This window comes from Micromonospora coriariae (assembly GCF_900091455.1).
Classification (GTDB): domain Bacteria; phylum Actinomycetota; class Actinomycetes; order Mycobacteriales; family Micromonosporaceae; genus Micromonospora; species Micromonospora coriariae.
The window spans coordinates 74,334-94,976 of record NZ_LT607412.1 but is presented as its reverse complement, the minus strand read 5'-3'; the positions used below and the strand labels follow the sequence as shown (position 1 = coordinate 94,976).

Sequence of the window (20,643 nt, the reverse complement as noted above, 5' to 3'; positions counted from 1 at the left end):
CCGAGGTCCGGCTACGGGCGTGACGCGGCCGGGCCTATGTGCCGATCCGGCGGGGTTCGAGCCGGGTGGCGGCCGGCCCGGTCAGCTGCCAGAACTCCTTCGGCAACTGGGCGATGGAGTCCTCGTACTCCTTCGCGCTGACCGCGTCCCGCAGCGTGTCCAGCACGGCGCGCACCCCGTCGGTCGCCGCCTGCAACTCCACCGCGGCGCGTTGTTGCACCCGCTCGAAGAACTCGGGAAGCTCGAACGGTTCGGCCTGCTCGTCGGGTTTGCGTAGGTCTGCCCGCAGCTCCTCGGGAAGCTGCGCGGCGAGATCCCGTGCCTGGCCGCCGCTGAGCCGCTCCGCCAACGTCGCGAGCGTGGCACGGGTGATCGGCTCGGCCAGGGTCGGTGACACCTTCGGTCGAGCCGCCACCGACTGGATGAACTCCGTGTAGTCCATCTCGAACCCCTTCCTGCCGCGAATGCTGCGTCTACCCGCGCGTCCAAGGGTGAAACGGCGCCCGCCGCGTCAGTGGCCGGGGGCCTGTGCGGCGCGTGCCGCCGCGACGATGGCGTTCACCCCGATCCCGGCCTGGTCCATCAGCTGGGTCGGGGTACCGGAGGTGGGCAGGCCCCGTACCGCCAGGTGCTTCACCCGCACCGGCTCGGCGAGGTCGGCCAGGGACTCGAGGACCGCCGATCCCACGCCACCCTCCGGGTAGTGGTCCTCGACCACCAGCAGCCGACCGCCGGTGGTCCGGACGGCGTCGAGCAACCGGTCCCGGTCCAGTGGCTTGATCGAATACAGGTCGATGACCCGGGCCTTGATTCCCTCGCGCGCCAGCTCGTCGGCGGCGGCGAGGCAGTTGTGCACCGTCACCCCGGCGCCGATCAGCGCGATGTCGTCGTCGTCGCCGCCGCGGAGCAGTTTGCTGCCGCCGACCGGGAAGGTGTCTTCGTTGTCGTAGAGCACCGGGTACTTGCCTCGGGTGGTGCGCAGGTAGTTGACGCCCTTGCGGTCGACCATCTGCGCAACGAGGGCCGCGCAGGACACGGCGTCGCTGGGATACAGCACTGTCGAGCCCTGCACGGCGCGCATGGCCGCCAGGTCCTCCAGCCCCATCTGGGAGGGACCGTCCGTCCCGACCTCCACCCCGCAGTGCGACCCGGACAGGGCGATGTCGGCCCGGGAGACGGCGGCCATCCGCACGAAGTCGTAGGCGCGGGAGAAGAATGCGGCGAAGGTCGCGGCGAAGGGCCGATAGCCGCGTACCTGCAGTCCGACTGCGGCGGCGACCAGTTGCTGTTCGGAGATGAACATCTCGAAGAACCGGTCGGGATACGCCTCGGCGAACTTGTCGGCGCGGGTGGAGTCGCTGACCTCACCGTCCAGGGCGACCACGTCGGGCCGCGAGCCCAGCGCGCGCAGCGCGTCACCGTACGCGTTCCGGGTGGCCACCTTCGTCCCCTTGTCGTATCGCGGCAGCGTGGGCGGCTCGCCGGCGGGGGAACTAGCGGGCGGGGTGGGCTTGGGTCGCGGCCCGGTGACGCGGATCTGGCGTACCCCGCCGAGAGCCGTTACGGCCTGCTCGGCCATGTCGGGTTTCAGCGGCTTGCCGTGCCACCCGGGCTGGTTCTCGATCTCCGGCACCCCCTTGCCCTTGACCGTCCGGGCGAGCACCACGGTCGGACCCGTCGCCTGCCGCGCCCGGGCGAACGCCTCGTCGATCGCGGCCAGGTCGTGTCCGTCGATGACGAGCGCCTGACAGCCGAACGCCTCGACCCGGCGGCGGTAGGTGTCCAGGTCCCATTCCAGCTCGGTCGGGCCCCGTTGCCCGAACCGGTTGATGTCGACGATCGCTGTGAGGTTGTGCAGCCCGTAGTGGCCGGCCTTGTCAAGCGCCTCCCAGATGGAGCCCTCGGCCATCTCGCTGTCGCCGCACAGCGCCCACACGTGGAACGGCAGGTGGTCGAGGTGCCGGCCGGCGAGCGCGATCCCGACCCCGACGGGCAGTCCCTGACCGAGCGATCCGGTGGCCACGTCGACCCAGGGCAGGGCCGGCGTGGGGTGTCCCTGCAGGCGCGACCCCAGCTGGCGGTAGGTTTCCACCAACTCCTGATCGGTGATCGCACCCACCGCCTTGAAGACCGCATACAACAGCGGTGAGGCGTGGCCCTTGGAGAAGATCAGGTGGTCGTTGGTCCGACCGCGCGGGTCCGTCCACTGGTAACGCAGGTGCCGGGAGATCAGCACCGCGAGCAGGTCCGCGGCGGACAGACTCGAGGTCGGATGCCCCGATCCTGCCCTGGTGCTGCACCGGATCGCGTCCACTCGCAGCTGGGCGGCGAGCTCACCCAGTCGTGTGAGCTCCTCCGCGGGCAGGGTGCGCTCTGCTTCCATCGTCACCGACATCGCCTCCGCAGATACCGTAGTCAGGAAAAACCCGCGTTGCCCGGTAACCGCCGATTTGCCAGGAGCCAGGGCGGGGCCGGCCGTGACCGGGAGACGACCGGCCAGCCCGCCACCGCCGGATACGGCACTGCAGCCAGCACCGGGGGGCCGTGGACGACCCGCTCAGCCGGCCATGCTCGCGAGCGCGGCACCGGCGCTGCCGAGCAGCCCGACCAGCACGATCCGTCGGAACACCACGGGGTCGATGCGGTGGAACAGTCGGTTTCCCAGCCACCAACCCAGCGGCACCGCGGGGAGCGCCACGAGGGAGATCCGCACCACATCGCCGTGTATCTGACCGGCCAGCAGGAACCCCGTCAGCCCCATCAGACTGGTGCCCGAGAAGGTCGCCGCCAGGGTGGCCCGGAAGGTGCGCGGATCGTAGCCGAGCGACTGGAAAGCGGCGACCAGCGGCGGCCCGTTCGTCCCGGTGGCGGCGGTCAGCACCCCGACGAGGACGCCGATGGCGCCGAGACCGATCCGTCCGGTGCGGATCGGCGCCCTGGACCAGACCAGCGCGGCGCAGCCGAGCACCACGACCGCGATCAGCGCGCTGAGCAGCCTCTCTGGCGCGAGCGCGAGAACCAGCAGGCCGGCCGGCAGGCCGAGCAGGGCGGTGGCGGTGAGTGCCGCCGCGACCCGCCACCGGGCGTGGGCGCGTTCCCGGATGGCCGCGGTGACGGTCAGCCCGACGCCGGTCAGTGCCGACACCACCACGGCGGCGCGCGGGTCGACGGCGGCGGCCAGCAACGGCACGGTCACCAGCGCGTACCCGAAGCCGCTGACCGCCTGGGCGAAGGCGCCGAGCAGCACGATGCCGAACGCGATGAGCAGGATGACCACCCGCTGAGACTGACGCACCGGACGGCGGGTGGACAACCGGCGGCCCGGAGATCCCCGACACAGGACCAGCGGCCGTGCAGTGCTCATGAGCTGCTGTTCTGGGCGGACGGCGGCATCGCCGGGTCCCTACTACCGGGCGCAGAATTCGAAGAATCCGACGTTGCGCAGTACGACGTCACCTGCCGCCAGGTGACGTCGAACCACTGAACACCCGCCGGGCGTCGACCCGCGTACTCCTGTGCCCGTTGAGTAGCCACGTGAGTATCCAAGGCCGTCCACCAGCCGGGACACCCCCGCATGTGTAGCGGGGGAGCAGGTTGGGCCTCTGTGGTGGTGCCTGGGGTCAAGGCTTCACGGGTTGACGTCCGTAGGAGCATCGGGATTGCTGTGGGAGGGGCGTCCCCCATCGTCCGCTACAAGGAGAGCGTCGATCTCCAGCCGACCGACGTGTACCGAACGGAGCTGCAGGTGTCGTACGGCCGCGCGGCGGACCACCAGGCGTCCGATTGCCATCGCACCGACGGCGACGGACCCGAGGGCCAGTGCGCCGACGGCCAGGGCGCCGAGGCTGACGACGCCGACCGCCGATGCACCCCCGGCGGCCGCGCCGGTGGCGGCGGCGCCAGCGCGTCGGCGCCAACGCCGGACCGGCGAACCGCAGCGCCCACATGTCGTCACGAGCTCATCATCGGCCACGGCGAGCAGGTCAGTGGGTACTTCTCCGCCGCTGGCCGCGGGTAGCGCGCACGGTAACCGGCCGGGTAGATATCAGCGGTAGGCGGTGCCGGTCGGGGTGAAGGTGAAGGTTTCCATGTACGCCCCGTCGTCGTGGCGGATCGCCAGAAGCGCCGGCGGGGATTCTGACTGCGGCCGTGTGGTGTTCCCGTCGTAGGTGCTGGCGAAGTGCAGGCAGATCAGCCCGGTGGCGCGGTTGGCCGCGTAGGCCTGATCCTCGGGGTCAGCAGCCAGGACGTAGCCACCTACGGCTTCGAAGACATCCAGTTCTACCGCGAGGTCCCCCTGCCCCCCGCGCCCGTGTCGGGGGACCGTGAAGGCTCCCGCGGCGGGCCAGGACGATGTGCCGGCCAGTGAAACGGTGCCGGAACGGCTGAGGGTGCGGTCGACCACGATGGCGCCGCCGTCCTCGACCCGGAGGCAGAGGTTGCCCTGCGCCGACTTGCCCGAACCGTTGACGCAGGCTTCCCGGTCAGCTCGGGTAGCCCGTCCCCAGCGGCGGGCCAGCGCGTCGCGTCTTACTGCCAGGGCTCTGTCATGGAATGGCTGCGCGGCGAATCGGTCCAGCGCGAACCGCCGGCCATCGCCGACGCCGGTTCGTCGGACTTACCCGGCTTCATCGGATCCTCACCCTGCTTCGTCGAGCCGAGCCCGTCCGCGCCGAGCGGGCGGTCCCGTTCCGATACCGGCGGAATGATCGTGTCCGGGGCAAGGATCGTCGGCTCATCGGCGTCCGACTGCGGCCAGCGCCGCCACCGCTGGACACTGGCGACCCCGACCAGGAGCAGCGAGCCCAGCAGCAGCGTCGTCCCGGTCCGTACGGGGGTGAGCAAGTCAATCTGGTAACCCGCCACGCTGAGCTTGTGACTGAGCAGGTCCAGCAGCCGTACCGGGCTGAACAACAGGCCTGCGTAGCTGACTATGTACGCAAGTCCCGCCAGCACCGAGCCGATCGGGGAGATCCGGACGGTGGCGATGAGCCCGAGGAGAAGGCCAGCAGCCGCCAGCACCAGCAACGGCTTGAGCAGAGCGTTAGGGTCGAGCGCATCACCACTGTCCTGCGCATCCGCGAACACCCTCATGGCCCGGCCTTGTCCAGCGGCGAGCAGGACCCAGGCCAGCGGACCCACGATGAGCGCGGCGATTACGGTCTTGATGTGTCGCATTCGGGCAAGGTACCGAGCTTCCCTCGTTGATCCACAACCCGATAAGCAAAACTTAAACTTGCCGTCAGGCAACGTCGTCCGGCTAGCTGACGGTGTCGAAGGTGGGCTGTCAGCGCGCATAGCGCTCGGTGAGTTCCGCGCCGATCCGGGCGGCTTCCCGGCGACTGCTGGCGGGTAGCCGCTGGGCGTGCGCGACGCGTGCCACCACGATCCCCTCCACGCCCAGGGCCCGCGACCGGGGTACCAGCGCGTCCAGGAATTCGCCAAGTGCCGCGCGTTGTCGACTGGTGGTCACGGCTGACCTATGCGGCGGTTGCGTGGTGGTAACGGGCGGGATCGAAGCCCGCGCTGAGCATCTCAACAGGGTCGTCGCGCTCTGGGCTGGCCGGGGTCGGCCAGAGCGGCGAGCAGGTGTTGACAGCAGGGAGCGTCGACGGCCTCCTTGCCGCTCCCCGGCCACGGCGGCGGGGCGGCGTAGGCGAACTGATATTCCAGATAGCCGGGCGACATGTGACCGGGCCGCCCGACTCGGGCGCTCTACCTTGTCCCGGTCCGGGGAGGCTGCAAGGTCGGAGACTGCCCGGCGAGGAGATCCGCAGGACAGTCGAGCTTGGATGCAGGCAATAGGGTCAGGCCGGCCAGGCAACTGCGCTCACAATGGAGGTCAAGTTGCGCAAGGCCCTGTCCATCATCGGGACCGTCCTCGGCCTGATCGTTGCTCTGTACTTCATCGTTCGGGCCGTGATGGAGCTATTCATCATCGACTTCTCGGACCCTGCCAGCTACCGGAATGACTGGGGCGGGCCCGACCTGCCGGGAGTCCTTGCCGTCCACTGCGGTCCCGGTCTCCTGGCCGCTGCCATCATCGTCCTCGTCATGATGCGCCGATCGCGGGTCAAGGCTACGAGGGTCTGACGAAGAACTGATCCCTGTACGGCCATCCGTACCGCCGAGACGACCGGCTGACGACGACGCCATCAGACAACGGCAGACGGGCTGACCAGGGATGCAGCCGCTCGACCAGCCATCCGCGATCTCCTTCAATCCGAAGGCCCCAGGTTCGAATCCTGCCGGGCGCACCCATGTCACCGCAGGTCAGCAACTTCCCGCTCCCGGTCGGTACGATCACCGCGGCCTCCGTGCAGCCATTGGTACAGCCAAGTCAGCCGAGGACCTCCGGCTGGCATCGACCCGGGCCGGCCGGGGTCATATCTGCTACGTCTCGTCAGGATCTTCGAGGTGCGACCTGTCGGTGAGGTCGACTGCCATGTCCCCGAGGAAGCGGGCGCCGCAGCTATCGCAGAAGGCCCCCTCCGCTGCGCCGTCAACAACCAGCTGGCCCTCCGTACCTGGGTAGCCGAGGTAGTACTGGCCACGCAGCATCACCATCAGTTTCGGCCACCGTGGCTCGCAGGAGCACACGGTGTTCTCAGGCTCCCGCGCCCAGTCGAACGGAGGCGGCGTGCCTGGTTCGATGATGAAGTTGCCCGGGTAGGTCGCGGCGCATCCGGCGCACCGCGCTGACAGCTCCAATAGCCTGGTCACCGGACTGCCGTGCTCGGATGGTTGGCACGGCATGCCATAGCCGTTCATCTCCGTCACCAGAGCCGGCCACTGGGGCCGACAGCGGCATGTGGACTTCTTGGTCCTGAACAACTTGATCACGTACGCTCCCGCGCTCTGACGTAGAGGCGAGGAGCCTAGCGGGCGTTAGCCCTTCGGGGCTCCGCCCCGAACCCCGCCCGTCCCTCGGAGATCGGCGGCGGCGCCCCCGTCAGTGTCGAGACGGCGCGGACCAGCGCGAGCGTCCCGGCCAGCGCGAGCCACGTGCCGGTGGGTAGGAAGGTGAGGAGCGTCAGCCCCACGTCGAGCACCCAGGCGACCAACCGCGTACCGGGGCGCCACGAGGGCCCCACCCAGGCCGCGACCAGCATCGCCAGCAGCAGCACCCACCCGACGTGCAGCGACGTCCGGGAACCCGGGAAGTCGGTCAATGCGTACGTCCGGTACCTCGTCGGAGGGCGCCCGGCCCAGCAGCAGGGCCGTGACACGGCGACCCCGAGTCGCTAACCGCGTCCTGCACCACATCCAGATCAGCCACGAATCACGATGAGATTGGCTCATTGTCGGATCGGACCACCCCACGTGCGTCGTCCCGGGTCAAGCCGCGTTGACCGGTTCCCAACCCGGCGGGAATGATGCGTAACGTGATTACGTTGCGGATCCGAGTCGCGCTGCTGCGCGCTGGGGTGTGGCTGTCACCGCGCCGGTACAGCCAGCCGCTCGTCAATGCCGCGTTCAACCTGGGCCGCGCGCTGGAGCGCGTTGGGCGCTTCCAGGACGCCACCGCCGCCTACCGAATGGCGGTCGCCGTGAGCCGAAGCTTGCGGAACCTCGACCCGGGGAGTAGCGAGGGGCTCGCCGGCAGCCTGTCGACACTGTCGTACTGCTTGTGTCGGCAGGGCCGTCACGACGAGGAGATCGCCGCCCGGGCCGAAGAAATCGCGCTATGGCAGGACATGGCTGCGGACCGCCCGGAGTTGGTCAAGTCACTGCACGACCAGGCGATCGCATTCCACATGGCTGGCCGGCACGCCGAGGCGGTGGCGGCCTGGGCGGAGGCCATCGAGGTCCGAATCCCGTTGGCGGCGATCGACCACGAACACAGGGCTTATCTGGCCAGTGCTCGACGCTGGCGGGCTGACAGCCTCGCGGCTCTCGGCCGCTACGGCGAGGCACTCGCCGACCTCAACGCGTCGGTTGACGGCTACCGGGAGGCGGCAGTCGTCGAGCCGGACGAGTACCTCCCACAGGTCGCGCAGACCCTGCGGATGAGGGCGGAGACGTTGGCACGGTCCGGACTCGCCGATGACCCGATGAGCGGCGGCTGAACCCGGCATCGTACGAACCGCAAATTTCCAGTAGCCGGTACCGAGGAGGTCACCAGAGGGCACGAAAGGTCACCCGCTTGCCACCATGACCTGGCCCACCAGGTCCGTGTCAGAGTGGACCTTCGCCCTTCCAAACTGGCACTCGCCCCTGCCCGCTGCCGAGCGGTCCGCATCTGTTCCGCAAGAGGCTGGCGGCCTTCCAGGTGACCACGTGAGCCAACGTAAAGGCGGTGCAGTGGACGCTCGGGCACACCTCAGCCACGACCCGACCCGAGCAGCCGAACCGCTGGCGCACGGGGCCAAGCAGGATAGACTAAGCCCCTAGCTAACCGAGGGGGTCGCGCCATGTCGGGTGAGGCCGCGCACTACAACATGCATGATGCCAAGACCCACCTGTCGCGCATCATCGAACGGGTGGAACAGGGCGAGGAGATCATCATCGACCGGGCCGGCACGCCGGTGGCGAAGGTCGTGCCGCTGGTCCGGCGGGCCAACCGCACGGCAGTCGGCTCCCTCGCCGGGCAACTGGACCTCACCGGCGACTGGGATTCACCGCAGACCAACGCCGAGATCGCCGACGACTTCGGCATCGGCGCATGACCCTGCTGCTGGACACCCACGTCGCGCTCTTGGCCATCACCGGCGACGCGACCCTCGGCACCGAGTTCCTCGACCGGCTACGCCACGAGCCGGACATCTTCCTGTCCCCGGTCACCCTGTGGGAGATCACCATCAAACAGAGTGCGGGGAAACTCCAAGGACCCCCTGACCTCGCCGAGCGGGTAAGAGACATGGGCTTCCGCGAACTCCCGGTGACCCACGCCCACGCCATCGCCGCCGGCCGCCTGCCACCGCATCACCGCGATCCGTTCGCTCGCATGCTGGTGGCCCAGGCGATCACCGAAAGTCTGACCCTGGCCTCCCGCGACGCGTCGATAGCGCTCTACGACGTGGACGTCCTCAAGGTGTGATCGAACGGGCTCCATCAACGCCTGATGCCGACCAGAGGTCCAGCCCCAACCCCGCACACGGACCGGTCGGCCAATGCAATTCCGAGCAACGCCGGTCCGCTGACAGAGATCGCGGGCTGCCAGCCGGCAACCCGCGATCACCACAGCGCCGGTCACTACGACGCTGTCTCCGGCAGGTCACGCACCGTGATGCGGTCTCGGACGGTGTCGATCCGCAACACCTCGACGTCGATGATCTCGCCGACCTCGATGTCGTCGTCCGTGAGGCCCTCGCGCAGCTCCGGGCTCATCGCCGAGGAGTGCAGCATCGCGGGCTTTCGCCGGTCCGGGAGCTGGACCAGCAGGTATCCGCCGTCACCCTGGCGGACCACCTTGACCACCTCGGCCTCCAGCCGCTGCCCGAGCCGGAACGCCCCGAGGTCGGCGGCTGGCACGGCGAGCGGGGTAGGCGGCCCGGCGGCGTTGACCACCCGGTCCAACGCCAGGGAGATCCGGCGCCGGTCGGCGTCGACCCGGATCACACTGGCCACCACCTGGTCCCCGGCGGAGAGGGTGCGGCCGGCCAGTGCGGAGGTGTGGATCAGGCCGTCGATGCCGTACCCGACCTCGACGAACGCCCCGATGCCGTCCCGGGTCCGGCGGACCGTGCCGCTGATCGTGGTGCCGGAGGGGAACTCGGTGCGCAGCCGTGGCCACGGGTTCGGGGTGCCGGCGAGCAGGGTGTACTTCATGCCGCCGCCGGTGTCGACGTCGAAGGCACCGGTCACCCGGGTACCGATCGAGTACAGCCGCGTCATGTCCGGAACGATCCGGTTGTAGTCGACGTCGGCGTTGCCGAGCACGCCCCGCCGACCGCCGCTCGCCTCGATCACGGCGAACTCGGAGGTCACCGTGATGACGGTGGCGGGCACCGGGTCGGTGCCGCCGGCCGCCATCGGCACCAGGGCCATCTCGACCGCCGGCTCGGAGCGGATGGCGATCAGCTGGTTGCGCAGCTCTTCACGCATCCGGCTGACATCCTGGTAGCGGTCGCTGTAGCGGATGTAGCGCAGCCGTCCGCGGACATCGGTCGGGATGTCGTCGGGGTCCTGGGTCAGGTAGACGCACCGCTTGCCGATCAGCATCGCCATCATGTACTCCATCGCCACGTTGGGGTTCCGTAGGGTGAAGTCGATGGCGACGATCTCGGCCTGCTGGATGCCCCGCCAGATCGGTCCCATCACCGATTGCGGGCCGTAGATGTTGTCCGCCCGGACCGGCGTAAAGCCGGCTGCCTCGGCCGTCGCCTTCAGCTCGTTCTCGTAGAACGCGTTGAAGTCGAAGACGCTGCCGTCGGGCAGCTCCTTCTTGCCCCAGGGGGTGGCGAAGAACAGTCGGCCTTCGATCGGCCGCTCGTCGCGCAGGAGGTGCAGTTCGCTCATGATCATCTACTCCGTTTCCGGCCCCGCGAGCCGGGGCCTCTCTGGACTCGACTCAACACGGGTGCGGCTGACCCAAGACATGGACGACGACCTGAGTCGCCGCTGATTTCCGTCTGTGTGGCGGTGCCGAACTCAGCGGGAAATCCGCACTCGTGGTGGGTGTCTAGTCACTGGGAGCACGCGTACGCTCGCCGTACTCGTGAGCGGATGGGGGCGGTGTGGGGTCCACTGCGAATGCAATAAAGCTCGTCAAACGATTCCTCTGTGGTCCCACCGCGGAGTTCGGGCCGTACAGCACGGGCGACGATGACGAGGACGATCCGATCGAGGCGGAGGAACTGGCTTCCGGCCGCATCTATCGGCTGCGGTTGCTGGACCGCACCATGCGCCCGGTCGATATCCAGCTCTTCCTCGGCATCGAGGAGATGGGCGGCCTGCTCTGGGAGCAGGACGTCCGGTCGCTGCTGCGGGTCTCGGGCATCCCGCATCCGGCGCTGCCCGAGGTGCTCGACGGCGGCTACCTGGACGACGCGATGACCCGGCAGGTGCAGGTGCCGGGCGGCATGGCGTTCGTCGCGACCCGGGGCAGCCGGCGGTGTGCCGGGGCCCAGGAGATCGACCGCTTTCGAACCCATCGGGCCGAGGCGGTCAGGCAGTTCCGATCCCTGGCCGAGGGCCTCGCCGAGCTGCACTTCCTCGGCATCAGCCACCGCAGTGTTTCGCCGGCCAGCATCGACGTCCACGAAGGGGCCCGGCTGCGGCTTGCCCGTTTCGAGCTCAGCTCACTGATCCTCGACCTGTTTCGGACCACTGTGGACAGCGCCGCTGACCCCGGTGAGCTGCGTGCGGTTCTCGGCCGGGACCTCGCCTACGCGCCGCCGGAGCGGGTGGCCTTCCTGCTCGGTACCGAGGCGAACCTGATGGAGAGTCCGCAGTCGGACGTGTACGGGCTGGCCGCGGTCGTCTGGGAGTGGTTCCTCGGTCCGTTCCCCGCGGACCGCCGCCCCGCCTGGCCGGACGGCCCGATGGATCGGGAGGCCGCCGAGCAGGGGTACCAGGCCTCCCTGGCGTTCGCCCGGTACCTGCGGGAGACGGTGCTGGCCGACACCCGGATCCCACCGGATCTGGCCGGGCTGCTCGCCGGGATGCTGTCGGGCGAGGCGGCCGACCGGCCGTCGGCGGACGAGGTGCTCGGCCGGCTGAGCGGGGCGTACGACCGGATCATGACGGACATCGAGGGCTCTGTCACCGTCCGCAAGCACCTCATGGTCTTCATGCCGCGGGAGAGCTCCGAAACCATCTACCGCTGGGGCCTGGTGAAGCAGGATCCGGAGAGCGAGCTCGGGCGTGAGGAACTGGCCGCCTACATCGCGGCCGACATGCGCGGTGCCTACATGGCCCACTCGCCGTTCGGAGCCGAGCCGTTCGTACGCGGGGTCCGCTCCAGCACCAGCACCGCCACCCAGGTGATCCGGGGGACGGACCTGGCCTGGTTCTGCGACTACTACCGGCCCCGAGACGAGTACGGGGCGATGGAGGCGCACACCGAGCAGGCGCTGATCATCCGGTACGTCGCCCGGCTGGATCTGCCGGTGAACGAGAAGAAGCTGCGGCAACTCGATTGGACCTCGGCACGGCTGGTGCCCGACCTAGAGTTGCGGGCCATCGACATCGACCGCGAGTACATGGCTCGCCGGATCGACCGGGCCCCGTCCTGGAAGGTCCTCGTCGAGGCGACCCGGCCGGTCAGCACCGCCTCCCCGGACGAGCTGAGCTTCCGCGAGGCGATCGACTGGCTGCTGGACTTCCAGGAGGTGGAGCTGGATGCCCGGACCTACCCGTTCGAGGTCGCCGGGCACACCGACCGCTCTACTGTCCTGGTCCACTACGACGCGGAGCGCGACCGGCGCCGCATCGTCAGCTCGGCGGCCTTCGTCAAGTACGCGGCGACCCCGGCCCTGCGCCCGGAGTTCGGCTCGTTCCTCGGTGACCTGGAGAACGAAGACGGAGACTCCGAGGTGGACGTCCTGGAGGATCGCAACGGTAAGCCCGGCCGGTGGGTCAGCCGGGCCTATGTCGAGAGCAAGGATGGACAGGACCGGGTACGGCTACGCCGCAAGCCGGGCGAGCAGCCCCTGCCCGAGCGGGGCTGGGTCCGCCCCGCCGACGACCGGGGCAGCCAGCAGGGCCTGGACCGGCAGCGCGCCGCGAGCGTGGAGCTGTACCGGGCCACGCACCTGCAGCGATACCTGCGCGATCCGCGCACGATCCGGACGTTCGCGCACCACTGGCAGGACGCAGGCGCCGGCCTGAAGGGCGGCGGGCAGGAGGTGGTCCAGGAGATCCTGGTGTGCGAACCGCTCTCTGCGGTGCAGGGGCCACCGGGCACCGGTAAGACCCGGGTGGCCGCGGCCGCCATCGCCGCCTACCTGAGACGGGACCCGACCGCCCGGATCCTGGTCTCGGCCCAGTCGAACTTCGCCCTGGACAACCTGGCCGTGCGGGTGCTGCGGGAGCTCGGCGAGATGGACGACGCGGGGCGGCCGGTTCAGCACCTCACGGAGGACCGGATGCGCCCGCTCGCGTTGCGGGTGAGCACCCGTGGTCTGGCCGCCCAGGAACGGGTCGATCGCGCGGTGCGCCCGTGGCGGCGGCTCGATGCGGCCGTCCGGCTGACCGCCGAGGTCAGGGCCCGTGTCAACCGGCTGACCGGGGATCCGGACCCCGGTATGCCCGGGCAACTGGTCGCGGTGCTCGACGAGTGGTCCAGGATGCTGTCCGGGAAGCAGGAGTCCGGGGAGTGGGTCGTGCCCGAGCTGGCTGACCGCCTGCACCGGGGCGCCAACCTGGTCTTCGCCACCTGTGCCGCGTCCGCGCCGGAGCTGCTGTCGCCCACCACCGAGTCGGTGTTCAACTGGGTGGTGGTGGAGGAGGCCGCGAAGGCCTGGCCGACCGAGCTGGCCATGCCGCTGCTACGCGGACTGCGCTGGACACTCATCGGCGACCACTTCCAGCTGCCGGCGCACCGCCGGCAGGATCTCAAACGGTTCCTGGACGCCTGCGCGGCCGACACGAACAGCCAGATGGCCGGCATTACGCCGGAGAAGGTGACCGCCTACATGCGGGTGTTCGACCTGTTCGGCACCCTCTTTGAGGGACAGCCCGACCCGAGGCGGCCGTTGCGGCGGATGTCGACGCAGTTCCGGATGCGTGAGCCGATCGGCGAGTTGGTAAGTCGCGTCTTCTACCCTGCCGGGGAGCAGCCGGCGGTGCTTGCGGCGGACGGCCTGCCGGTGGGCGGTCTCGCGACCCACATCGATGAGGACTTCACCAACCGGATTCCTGCCGTGCGGCTGATGCGGCCCCGCCGGTTGGACCAGCAGTCGCTGGTGTGGCTGGACACCGCCGGCATCGCGTCCTGTCACGACGATCCGCACTGGTCGAACTCAGGCGAGGCGGCCCTGGTCAAGAGACTGCTGGAGGATCTCGATCCGTTCCCGGTGGCGAACAGGGGCGGTTACGGGCCGGACCCGCTGGCCGTGCTCACGCCGTATCGGGAGCAGATCCGGCTGTTGCAGGGCGTCGGCCTGGCCCGACCGTACCTGTCGACCGTGCACGCGTTCCAGGGCCGCGAGGCGGACATGGTGATCGTATCTCTCGTCCGCGACCAGGCCCGCCTTGGCCGCTCGGGAGCGGCGGCATCTGGCGCCGGGCTCGGGCACCTGGGGCAGCGGCAACTGGTGAACGTCCTGTTCTCCCGGGCGCGTCGGCAGCTCGTGCTGATCGGCCGGTTCGACCACTACGCCCGCAGCGCCGGTTTCTGGCCCCAGGTCTGCCGCGCCGTCGAGCTCTATGGGGTCAGGGTGCCCGCCGAGGAGCTGTACGGCAATCTGCCCGGCCTGGTGCCTGGCCCGGCGGACGGCGACTCCGGTGAGGTGCTGGTGTGAGCGGCGACAAGCTGACCGTCTACGTGCCGTGTGACGTGGGCAGGATCCGGGTCCGACTGGGTTACCAGGAGACGCTGACCCCGATGGAGCAGGTGGTCCTCAAGGCGGTGCACGCGGGCGCGAGCACCCTGTCGAGCCTCTCCGACGTGCTGGGCCTGAGCCGCCGGATGACCCTCGACGTGGTTCAGGACCTGTGGCGGACCGGCTACCTGCGGCTGGTCCGGTCGTACGCCGGGCTCGAGGTCACCGCGGACGTCGCGAAGCACATAGCCGACCGCACGCTGGGGACGCTCCGCAGTGCGGAGACTCTCGTCGACGACCGGCATGTCATGATCGACAAGCTGTCCGGGTACGTGATGCCGGCCACCCGGCCCGGCTACGACGGCAGACCCCACCTGGCCGTTCCGGTGGAGAACAGCCCGATCCGGGTCGGCACCGCGGCGCAGGCTGACCTGCTCCAGGCGATCGAGCGGGGCCTGGCGCAGGAGGAGCTGCAACAGCGGCCGGACAGTGACCAGCGGCAGATCCCGACCCGCGCGCGCCGGGTGCTCGGCGCCTACCAGGCCGAGGCGCTCACCGGTGTAGGCGGGCGGCGCTGGCTGCCGCTGGAGATTCAGGCCGCCGTCGACCCGGACAATGACGAGATCACCGTGTTGGTGATCGACAGCCGGCTGCCGGAGACCTACCGGAGCGCCGCGACAGCACAGCTGACCCGGCTGGTGACCGGCCGCCCCGACGACCCGTTCGTTCAGGCCCTGCGCGGACGGCTGGCACCCGGCCTGCTCGCGGCGCCGACCCTGGCCCGGGCGATGAAACGGCTGGCCGATCAGGCCAGCAACGCGGCGAACGCGCCCGCCGGACAGCGCCGCCGCACGCACAACCTGATGGCGGACGACTACCGCCAACTGCGGGCGATGATCGACGCTCGGACCGAATCCGAGGTCACCGCGCGGGTGCTGACCGGCGCGGAGCACCTGGAGGTGCTCACCGACATCATTCGCTCGGCCCGCATCCAACTGGTCCTGGCCTGCCCGTGGATCAGCTACGACGGCCTGCAAGCGCTGCTCCCTGAACTGCGTGCCGCGCTGGAGCGCAACGTCCGGGTGGCCCTGCTGTGGGGCATCAACTTCCAGGCCAATCTGGATCCCAGGGTCAGTCACCTGCTCTACGACACCGTGCTGCGCACCGGCGCCCGTACCCTGGTGGCGGCGGTTCCCGGCGAGGAGCCGGACCCGGTGCCCGGGCCGGACCGCCCGGGCACCGGGCCATGGTTCCTGCTTCCGGACACGGCCGTGCGGACACACGCCAAGATCGTCGTCGCCGACGACAGCTGCGCGCTGGTGACCAGCTGGAACATGCTCAGCCGGGCGGTTCCGCAGCACGAGACCGGGGTCCACGTCACCGCGCCGGCGGAGGCCGGCGGCAACGGCGGCAGCCAGGTGATCCGGGACATACTGCGGTGGGCTCGCACGGCGATTCCGGGGTACCGGATGAGCCAGCTGATGTTCGTCACCGAACAGGACTTCGCGCCCTTCGCGTCGCAGCGTAAGGACCCGGACCCGGATTGGCTACCCCGGTACCCCGGTGTCCCGGACACCCCGGACGAGAGTGACGACGCCGCCGCGGCCCTGGCCGCCGGGATGTGGGCGGAGGGCTGGCAGTTTGTGGCCCGGCAGGTGGCCGGCCAGGTCGCGGTCCGCACGCATCCGCAGGCCGCGGTGGTGATCGACGGCGAGCACCGACGACTGCTGTGGCACGCCCTGCGCCAGGCCCGGGAACGACTCGTGATCACCTCGGACCGGCTGAGCGGCCGGGTCGTGGACGAGCGGATGCTGGACGCCCTGCGGCGCGCAGCGGCCCGCGAAGTGGCCGTGACCATCCGCTATGGACGGCCGGAGGAAAAAGAACGGCTGTCCGACGGTGGCGCTATCTCGAAAGCGCCCACCCACGCCGAGCAGTCCCTTCTCGACCTGGCCGCGCAGCACCCGAAGCACCTGCGAGTAATCCGCGACGACAACCACGCGAAGATTCTTCTCTGGGACGACGAGGCGATCGTCACCAGCTTCAACTTCCTCTCCTTCGAAGGCACCTACCAGGCCATGCCCGCGCACCGGCAGCACAGCGAGGTCGGCCTGCGGCTGTCCGGCCGGGCGGTCGTGGACGACGCGGCCCGCGCGGCGGGCGTCGCCGTGGCGCAGGCCGCGCCGGGCACGGCTGTGGCCGCGGCGGGCGACGACCCCACGTTCACCGTCGCGCAGCGGATCCTCACCGACGTGTCCCGGGGAGCCGACCCGGCGGCGGCGATCATCGAGCACCTCAGCCTCGGCACGATCTCCCCGTGGGACGTGCTCGACCGGCTCGCCCAGAGCGCCGGGCGGCCGTTGCTGCGGGTGGCCGCGGCGTTCTGCCTGAGCGGGCATGCCGCGAGCGCGCCGCCCGGGCGCCGCACGAGATGGCAGCGGTGGCTGGTCGAGGATCTCTGGGTGGACGGCCGGTACCGGGAGGCGGCGCTGCTGCGCGCCCTGGCCGACGGCGCTTTCCGACCCAGCCCGGAGCTGGCCCTGGTCGCCGCGGCCCGCGGCCTCGCACCGTACGGCGAGGTGCTGACCGCCACGGTGCCGGCCATGCCGGGCACCGATGGCCCCGCTGTCACCGCGATACTCGCCACCGCTGTGGAACGGATCCTGATGGACGGCGACCCGGATGTCGCGAGGCTCCTCGAGCACCATCGCACCCGGCTCGGCCCGGACTGGCAGCCGCTGGCCGAGGCCGTCCTCGCGTACGCTGAGGCCAGCTACCACCGTCCCCTCCCGCTGGCGCAGATCCGGTCGCGCCTTGACCGTCGCGAGGAGCTGACCGAGCGGACCGGGCTCTGGCGAGAGCTCGACGTCGCGCTGGAGCGGGCGGCGCACGCCCCGTTGCCGAACATGCACAGCACCCGGACGCTGCGCGAGCTGTTCAACGAAGCGAAGTCCGGCGTCTTCGCGGAAGTGGCCTCCCGGGTCCGGGACCGGGATATCCACGAGCTCGCCGCGCGGCTGAGCGCGGCGATCCCCACCGGCCGAGACCTCGACCGGCTCATTGACGACGCGAGCCGCGCGGTGGACGACAGCAAGGAGCCGATTCACGGCGACCACCGCCGGCGGCTGATCCGCCAGCTCACCACGATCACCAACGACGTACGGGCACTCGTCGCCGCCTACGAGAACTCCGGTGACGTGGGTATACCTCCCGACACCGACGAGGCCATGCACCTCGACGCCGCCCGAGCGCTGGCTGCCGTCGTCAAGCAGGAGCTGCCCGGCCTGCTCGCCGAGGCGGAGGCGTCGGCCAACCCGGAGTTTCGGCTCGTCCGCGAGATCCTGGAGGGTTTGACAGTGCTGCAGGAATGGGCCGAGCTGCGCTCGGACGAGACGGCCGGGGCGGCCGTATGACGACAGACGTCCTCGACCTACTCGCGGTCTCCGCCGACCGTTGGCGATACCCGGAGCTCGCGGCCGCTCTGGCAGGCGGGAACCGGCCGGATCTCGGCACTGCGGTGACCCTGCTGCTGGACGGCATCGCCCGCCCGCGCGACCTCGCGGCGGGGATCACCGCGATCATCGCCGACGGCCGGTACTCGATGGCCGAAGTACTGCTGATCGAAGCGCTGGAGAGCACGGGCACCCTCGGCGACGACGACCTGGAACGCCTGGAGTCCGACCTCGAGCTGTCCCGGGCCGCGGCCGTCGCCGACGTCGAACGGGCCTGGGCCGACCTGAACGTCCGGGCCTGCGAGGTCGGCCTGCCCGCCGAGGACGGCAGCGCGGCGATCGAACTGGCCGCCCACGACCGGGCGCAGGCCCAGCGGTTGCTCGGTGATCGCGGGCGGCTCATCGCCGGGATCCTGGACGACCGCCTCGCGGAACGGCTGCGCGACGACACCACCCAGGCCGATGCCCAGCCCTGGGAGGACGCGGTCCGCGACTCCGTGCGGCGGGGCGAGTTCGCTGTCGCCACCTCGTTGCTCAGCGGCACCACCGATCTCGGCGAAGCGAGGTGGGGTCCGCTCACCGTCCGGCCGGTCCGCTGGCAGTGGCCGTGGCGGGAACGGCCGGTGGCCGACGTACTGGCCTGGTACGCCCAGAGGTGGGCAGCGCCTCCTGAGTTCGCCGCCTACCGCCCGCCGGCCACAGACATCGCGGCCCAGCGGCTGGTCGCGGCACTCACCGCGGTCACCGTGCAGGCCGATCCGGACGTCGTGACCGAGTTCGGGGCAGCGCTAGCCGCGGTCCTGGAAGGCGTTGCCGGCGACGCATTCCCAGCCGCTAGCAGCCCGGGCTTCGGGGTGCGGATCGACTTCGCCGACAGCCGGATGAGCGGAGCTGAGCCATTCACCCGCCGGATGACGATGTGGGTGAGCGCCGCCGACGAGCCACCGGACGCAGAGGTGCTAGCCCGGCCGCTGGTGTGGTTCCGCCCGGTCATGGCCGCGAACCCGGCCTCCGGCCCCGGAGTGGCCACTCTGGACGTGTCCACCCTGCTACGACTGGTCGCACCGGTGGACGGCTTCCCCGGCGACGCGGCGGCCCGTCGGATCAACCTGTTGCGGCTGCTGTTGCCGCAGCTCGAGCCCGCGGACGTGCTCACACCCGGGCTGATCTGTGAGGACCGCGAAGACCTGGCCTGGCTACTCGACGCGTTCGGCCTGACCTGCGACGCCGCCGTCCTCGACGGGCTGATGCACGACTTCGGCTCCAGCCCGGCCGCCCTCCGCCAGATGCTGGACGGGTTGATCGCCGCCGGCCGCGACGCCGGGCAGCCCGGTCCCGTCGGCATCGGTGTGCTGCGCCGGGTCGCGATCGGCCAGCGGACCGCGATCCGCGACGCCGTGTTCTCGTCACTGGCCGCAGACACTCTGGCACAGGCCGTGCTCTGGCTGATCCTGCACGGCCCCACCGACGGACCGGCGATCACAGCGGACACGATGCTCGCCGAGTTCCGGGAGCAGGGACTCTCCGGCCGGGGCACGGACTGGATGGTCAACCCTGCGACCATCGCCACGGCCCTGGACCTGCTCGCGGGCCACGGCCTGCTGGCCGCGGACAGCGCCGGGCACAGGTACCGGCCGCCGGCGCCGGGCCTGGTCGCGGCCCTGCGAGACCCGTCCGGGCCGACCGCGGCGGAACGCACGCGCACCATGCTGGAGGCGATCACCAAGGAGGTCCGCCGGCAGCACGACGCGACGGCGGCGGTCCTCGGCCCCCGGGTAACCCACCTCATCGGACACCGGCTCGACAACGACGTGATCGGCGTCATCGGCAAGCTCGACCGGGCCGTGCACGACATCGCCGACGAGGCGGTCCTTCTCCGGCTCGCCGAGGTCCGAGACCGGATCATGGCCCTCGGCGGAGGCACCTACGTCGACCTGTACTGGAGCGCCCTCGCTCCCCCCGAACCGGTGGAGATGACCGGACTGCTGGAGGCCCTCGTCGGCACGACCGAATGGCAGCTGCCGGACGGCGTGCGCACGCCCCGGCCGACCGGTCAGCCGTGCTGGGTGCGGGCCAACCCCGCCCTGCTGCAGGAGTCACTGCGCAACCTGATCGTCAACTCGGCCCGGGCCCTGAGCACGGCGCCCCGCCGCCACGGTGTGCCGCCCGGCATCCAGGTGTCGGTCGATACCGTCGACGAGTCCGCTCCCCGGCCCGTGCCGCTGACCGGTTCACTGGTCGTGGTCGAGGTGATGGACAACGGCCCCGGCTTCTCCGCCGGCGATCTGGATCGTGCCACGCGGGCCGCCGCCGCCGCCGAGAAGGATTGGAACCCGGCCGGCCTGCGCAACGGCCCCGGCCAGGGCATCCCGCTGACCGCCAGCATGCTCCGACGGTTCGGTGGCGTGCTGGAGGTCCGCAACTCGAACCGGCCGGGGCAGGGTGGTGTGGTCAGCGCCTGGCTGCCCCGGCTGACGGATCCCATCGTCGCCGAAAGCCTTCTACCGCATCCTCGGCCTGCTCCAGCGGACCACGCTCCAGCAGAGCGACCACCCGGTCACGCGCGGCCAGACAGTCCATGACGTTCGAGTTGTCCTGCCCCATCAGGCTCTCGTCCTGAACGGTGAAGGCGACCGACTCCACCCAGCGCCGCATCCGCAGGCTCCACCCCCGCGGGCTGTCATCGACCATCGCGCGGACCGCGTCGACGATCCCGGAGTTGATCCCTCCGTTGTGATGCTTGCGCACCACGTCCGACAACC

The 20,643-nt window shown here is 70.3% G+C and carries 16 protein-coding genes; 7 read left to right on the top strand and 9 right to left on the bottom strand.

The genetic code is table 11. The annotated features are described in order from the left end of the window. Positions 1-34: 34 nt before the first annotated feature. The 6 genes from GA0070607_RS00430 to GA0070607_RS32180 form a co-directional block, all read right to left on the bottom strand. Positions 35-442: a DUF2267 domain-containing protein gene (locus GA0070607_RS00430; protein WP_089016381.1), complete on the bottom strand. Its 408-nt coding sequence runs from the start codon at positions 440-442 to the stop codon at positions 35-37. Between the two features lie 69 nt (positions 443-511). Next, a complete protein-coding gene (locus tag GA0070607_RS00425; RefSeq protein ID WP_231931230.1) occupies positions 512-2,383 on the bottom strand; it encodes a transketolase in 1,872 nt (623 codons plus the stop codon). Positions 2,384-2,557: 174 nt separating this feature from the next. Then, positions 2,558-3,295: a sulfite exporter TauE/SafE family protein gene (locus GA0070607_RS00420; protein ID WP_157743043.1), complete on the bottom strand. Its 738-nt coding sequence runs from the start codon at positions 3,293-3,295 to the stop codon at positions 2,558-2,560. Positions 3,296-4,045: 750 nt separating this feature from the next. Beyond that, positions 4,046-4,405: a hypothetical protein gene (locus tag GA0070607_RS00410; protein ID WP_089016378.1), complete on the bottom strand. Its 360-nt coding sequence runs from the start codon at positions 4,403-4,405 to the stop codon at positions 4,046-4,048. Positions 4,406-4,530: 125 nt separating this feature from the next. Next, on the bottom strand, positions 4,531-5,178 hold the full coding sequence (locus GA0070607_RS00405) for a hypothetical protein (protein ID WP_089016377.1): 648 nt from the start codon (positions 5,176-5,178) through the stop codon (positions 4,531-4,533). A gap of 109 nt (positions 5,179-5,287) precedes the next feature. Continuing rightward, positions 5,288-5,473, bottom strand: a complete 186-nt coding sequence (locus GA0070607_RS32180) for a hypothetical protein (protein ID WP_157743042.1) — start codon at positions 5,471-5,473, stop codon at positions 5,288-5,290. A gap of 374 nt (positions 5,474-5,847) precedes the next feature. On the opposite strand from GA0070607_RS32180, the gene GA0070607_RS00400 reads away from it, so the two are divergent. Then, positions 5,848-6,093 carry a hypothetical protein gene (locus GA0070607_RS00400; protein WP_157743041.1) on the top strand — a complete coding sequence of 82 codons (246 nt, stop codon included), beginning with the start codon at positions 5,848-5,850 and terminating at the stop codon, positions 6,091-6,093. A gap of 300 nt (positions 6,094-6,393) precedes the next feature. Here GA0070607_RS00400 and GA0070607_RS32175 read toward each other — a convergent pair whose 3' ends face one another. Further along, positions 6,394-6,843, bottom strand: coding sequence for a hypothetical protein (locus GA0070607_RS32175; RefSeq protein WP_157743040.1), 450 nt, complete (start codon positions 6,841-6,843; stop codon positions 6,394-6,396). 35 nt (positions 6,844-6,878) lie between these two features. After that, positions 6,879-7,172, bottom strand: coding sequence for a hypothetical protein (locus GA0070607_RS00395; protein WP_089016375.1), 294 nt, complete (start codon positions 7,170-7,172; stop codon positions 6,879-6,881). A gap of 201 nt (positions 7,173-7,373) precedes the next feature. On the opposite strand from GA0070607_RS00395, the gene GA0070607_RS00390 reads away from it, so the two are divergent. The 3 genes from GA0070607_RS00390 to GA0070607_RS00380 all read left to right on the top strand — a co-directional run bounded on the left by GA0070607_RS00390 (position 7,374) and on the right by GA0070607_RS00380 (position 9,040). Beyond that, positions 7,374-8,069 carry a tetratricopeptide repeat protein gene (locus GA0070607_RS00390; protein WP_157743039.1) on the top strand — a complete coding sequence of 232 codons (696 nt, stop codon included), beginning with the start codon at positions 7,374-7,376 and terminating at the stop codon, positions 8,067-8,069. A gap of 345 nt (positions 8,070-8,414) precedes the next feature. Continuing rightward, positions 8,415-8,669, top strand: coding sequence for a type II toxin-antitoxin system Phd/YefM family antitoxin (locus GA0070607_RS00385; RefSeq protein ID WP_089016373.1), 255 nt, complete (start codon positions 8,415-8,417; stop codon positions 8,667-8,669). After that, positions 8,666-9,040, top strand: coding sequence for a type II toxin-antitoxin system VapC family toxin (locus tag GA0070607_RS00380; protein WP_089016372.1), 375 nt, complete (start codon positions 8,666-8,668; stop codon positions 9,038-9,040). The genes GA0070607_RS00385 and GA0070607_RS00380 overlap by 4 nt, the downstream gene beginning before the upstream one ends. Before the next feature lie 155 nt (positions 9,041-9,195). Here the strand turns inward: GA0070607_RS00380 and GA0070607_RS00375 are convergent, their stop codons facing one another. Continuing rightward, positions 9,196-10,461 (bottom strand): S1 RNA-binding domain-containing protein, encoded by a 1,266-nt coding sequence (locus GA0070607_RS00375; RefSeq protein WP_157743038.1) that lies wholly within the window; start codon positions 10,459-10,461, stop codon positions 9,196-9,198. Positions 10,462-10,679: 218 nt separating this feature from the next. On the opposite strand from GA0070607_RS00375, the gene GA0070607_RS00370 reads away from it, so the two are divergent. The 3 genes from GA0070607_RS00370 to GA0070607_RS00360 are packed head-to-tail and all read left to right on the top strand — an operon-like array spanning position 10,680 to position 20,463. Beyond that, a complete protein-coding gene (locus GA0070607_RS00370) occupies positions 10,680-14,408 on the top strand; it encodes an AAA domain-containing protein (protein WP_089016370.1) in 3,729 nt (1,242 codons plus the stop codon). Then, positions 14,405-17,842 (top strand): phospholipase D-like domain-containing protein, encoded by a 3,438-nt coding sequence (locus GA0070607_RS00365; RefSeq protein WP_089016369.1) that lies wholly within the window; start codon positions 14,405-14,407, stop codon positions 17,840-17,842. The genes GA0070607_RS00370 and GA0070607_RS00365 overlap by 4 nt, the downstream gene beginning before the upstream one ends. Beyond that, entirely contained in the window at positions 17,839-20,463 is a 2,625-nt protein-coding gene (locus tag GA0070607_RS00360) for an ATP-binding protein (protein WP_089016368.1), read from the top strand. Before GA0070607_RS00365 ends, GA0070607_RS00360 begins: the two co-directional genes overlap by 4 nt. Positions 20,464-20,643: the final 180 nt, after the last annotated feature.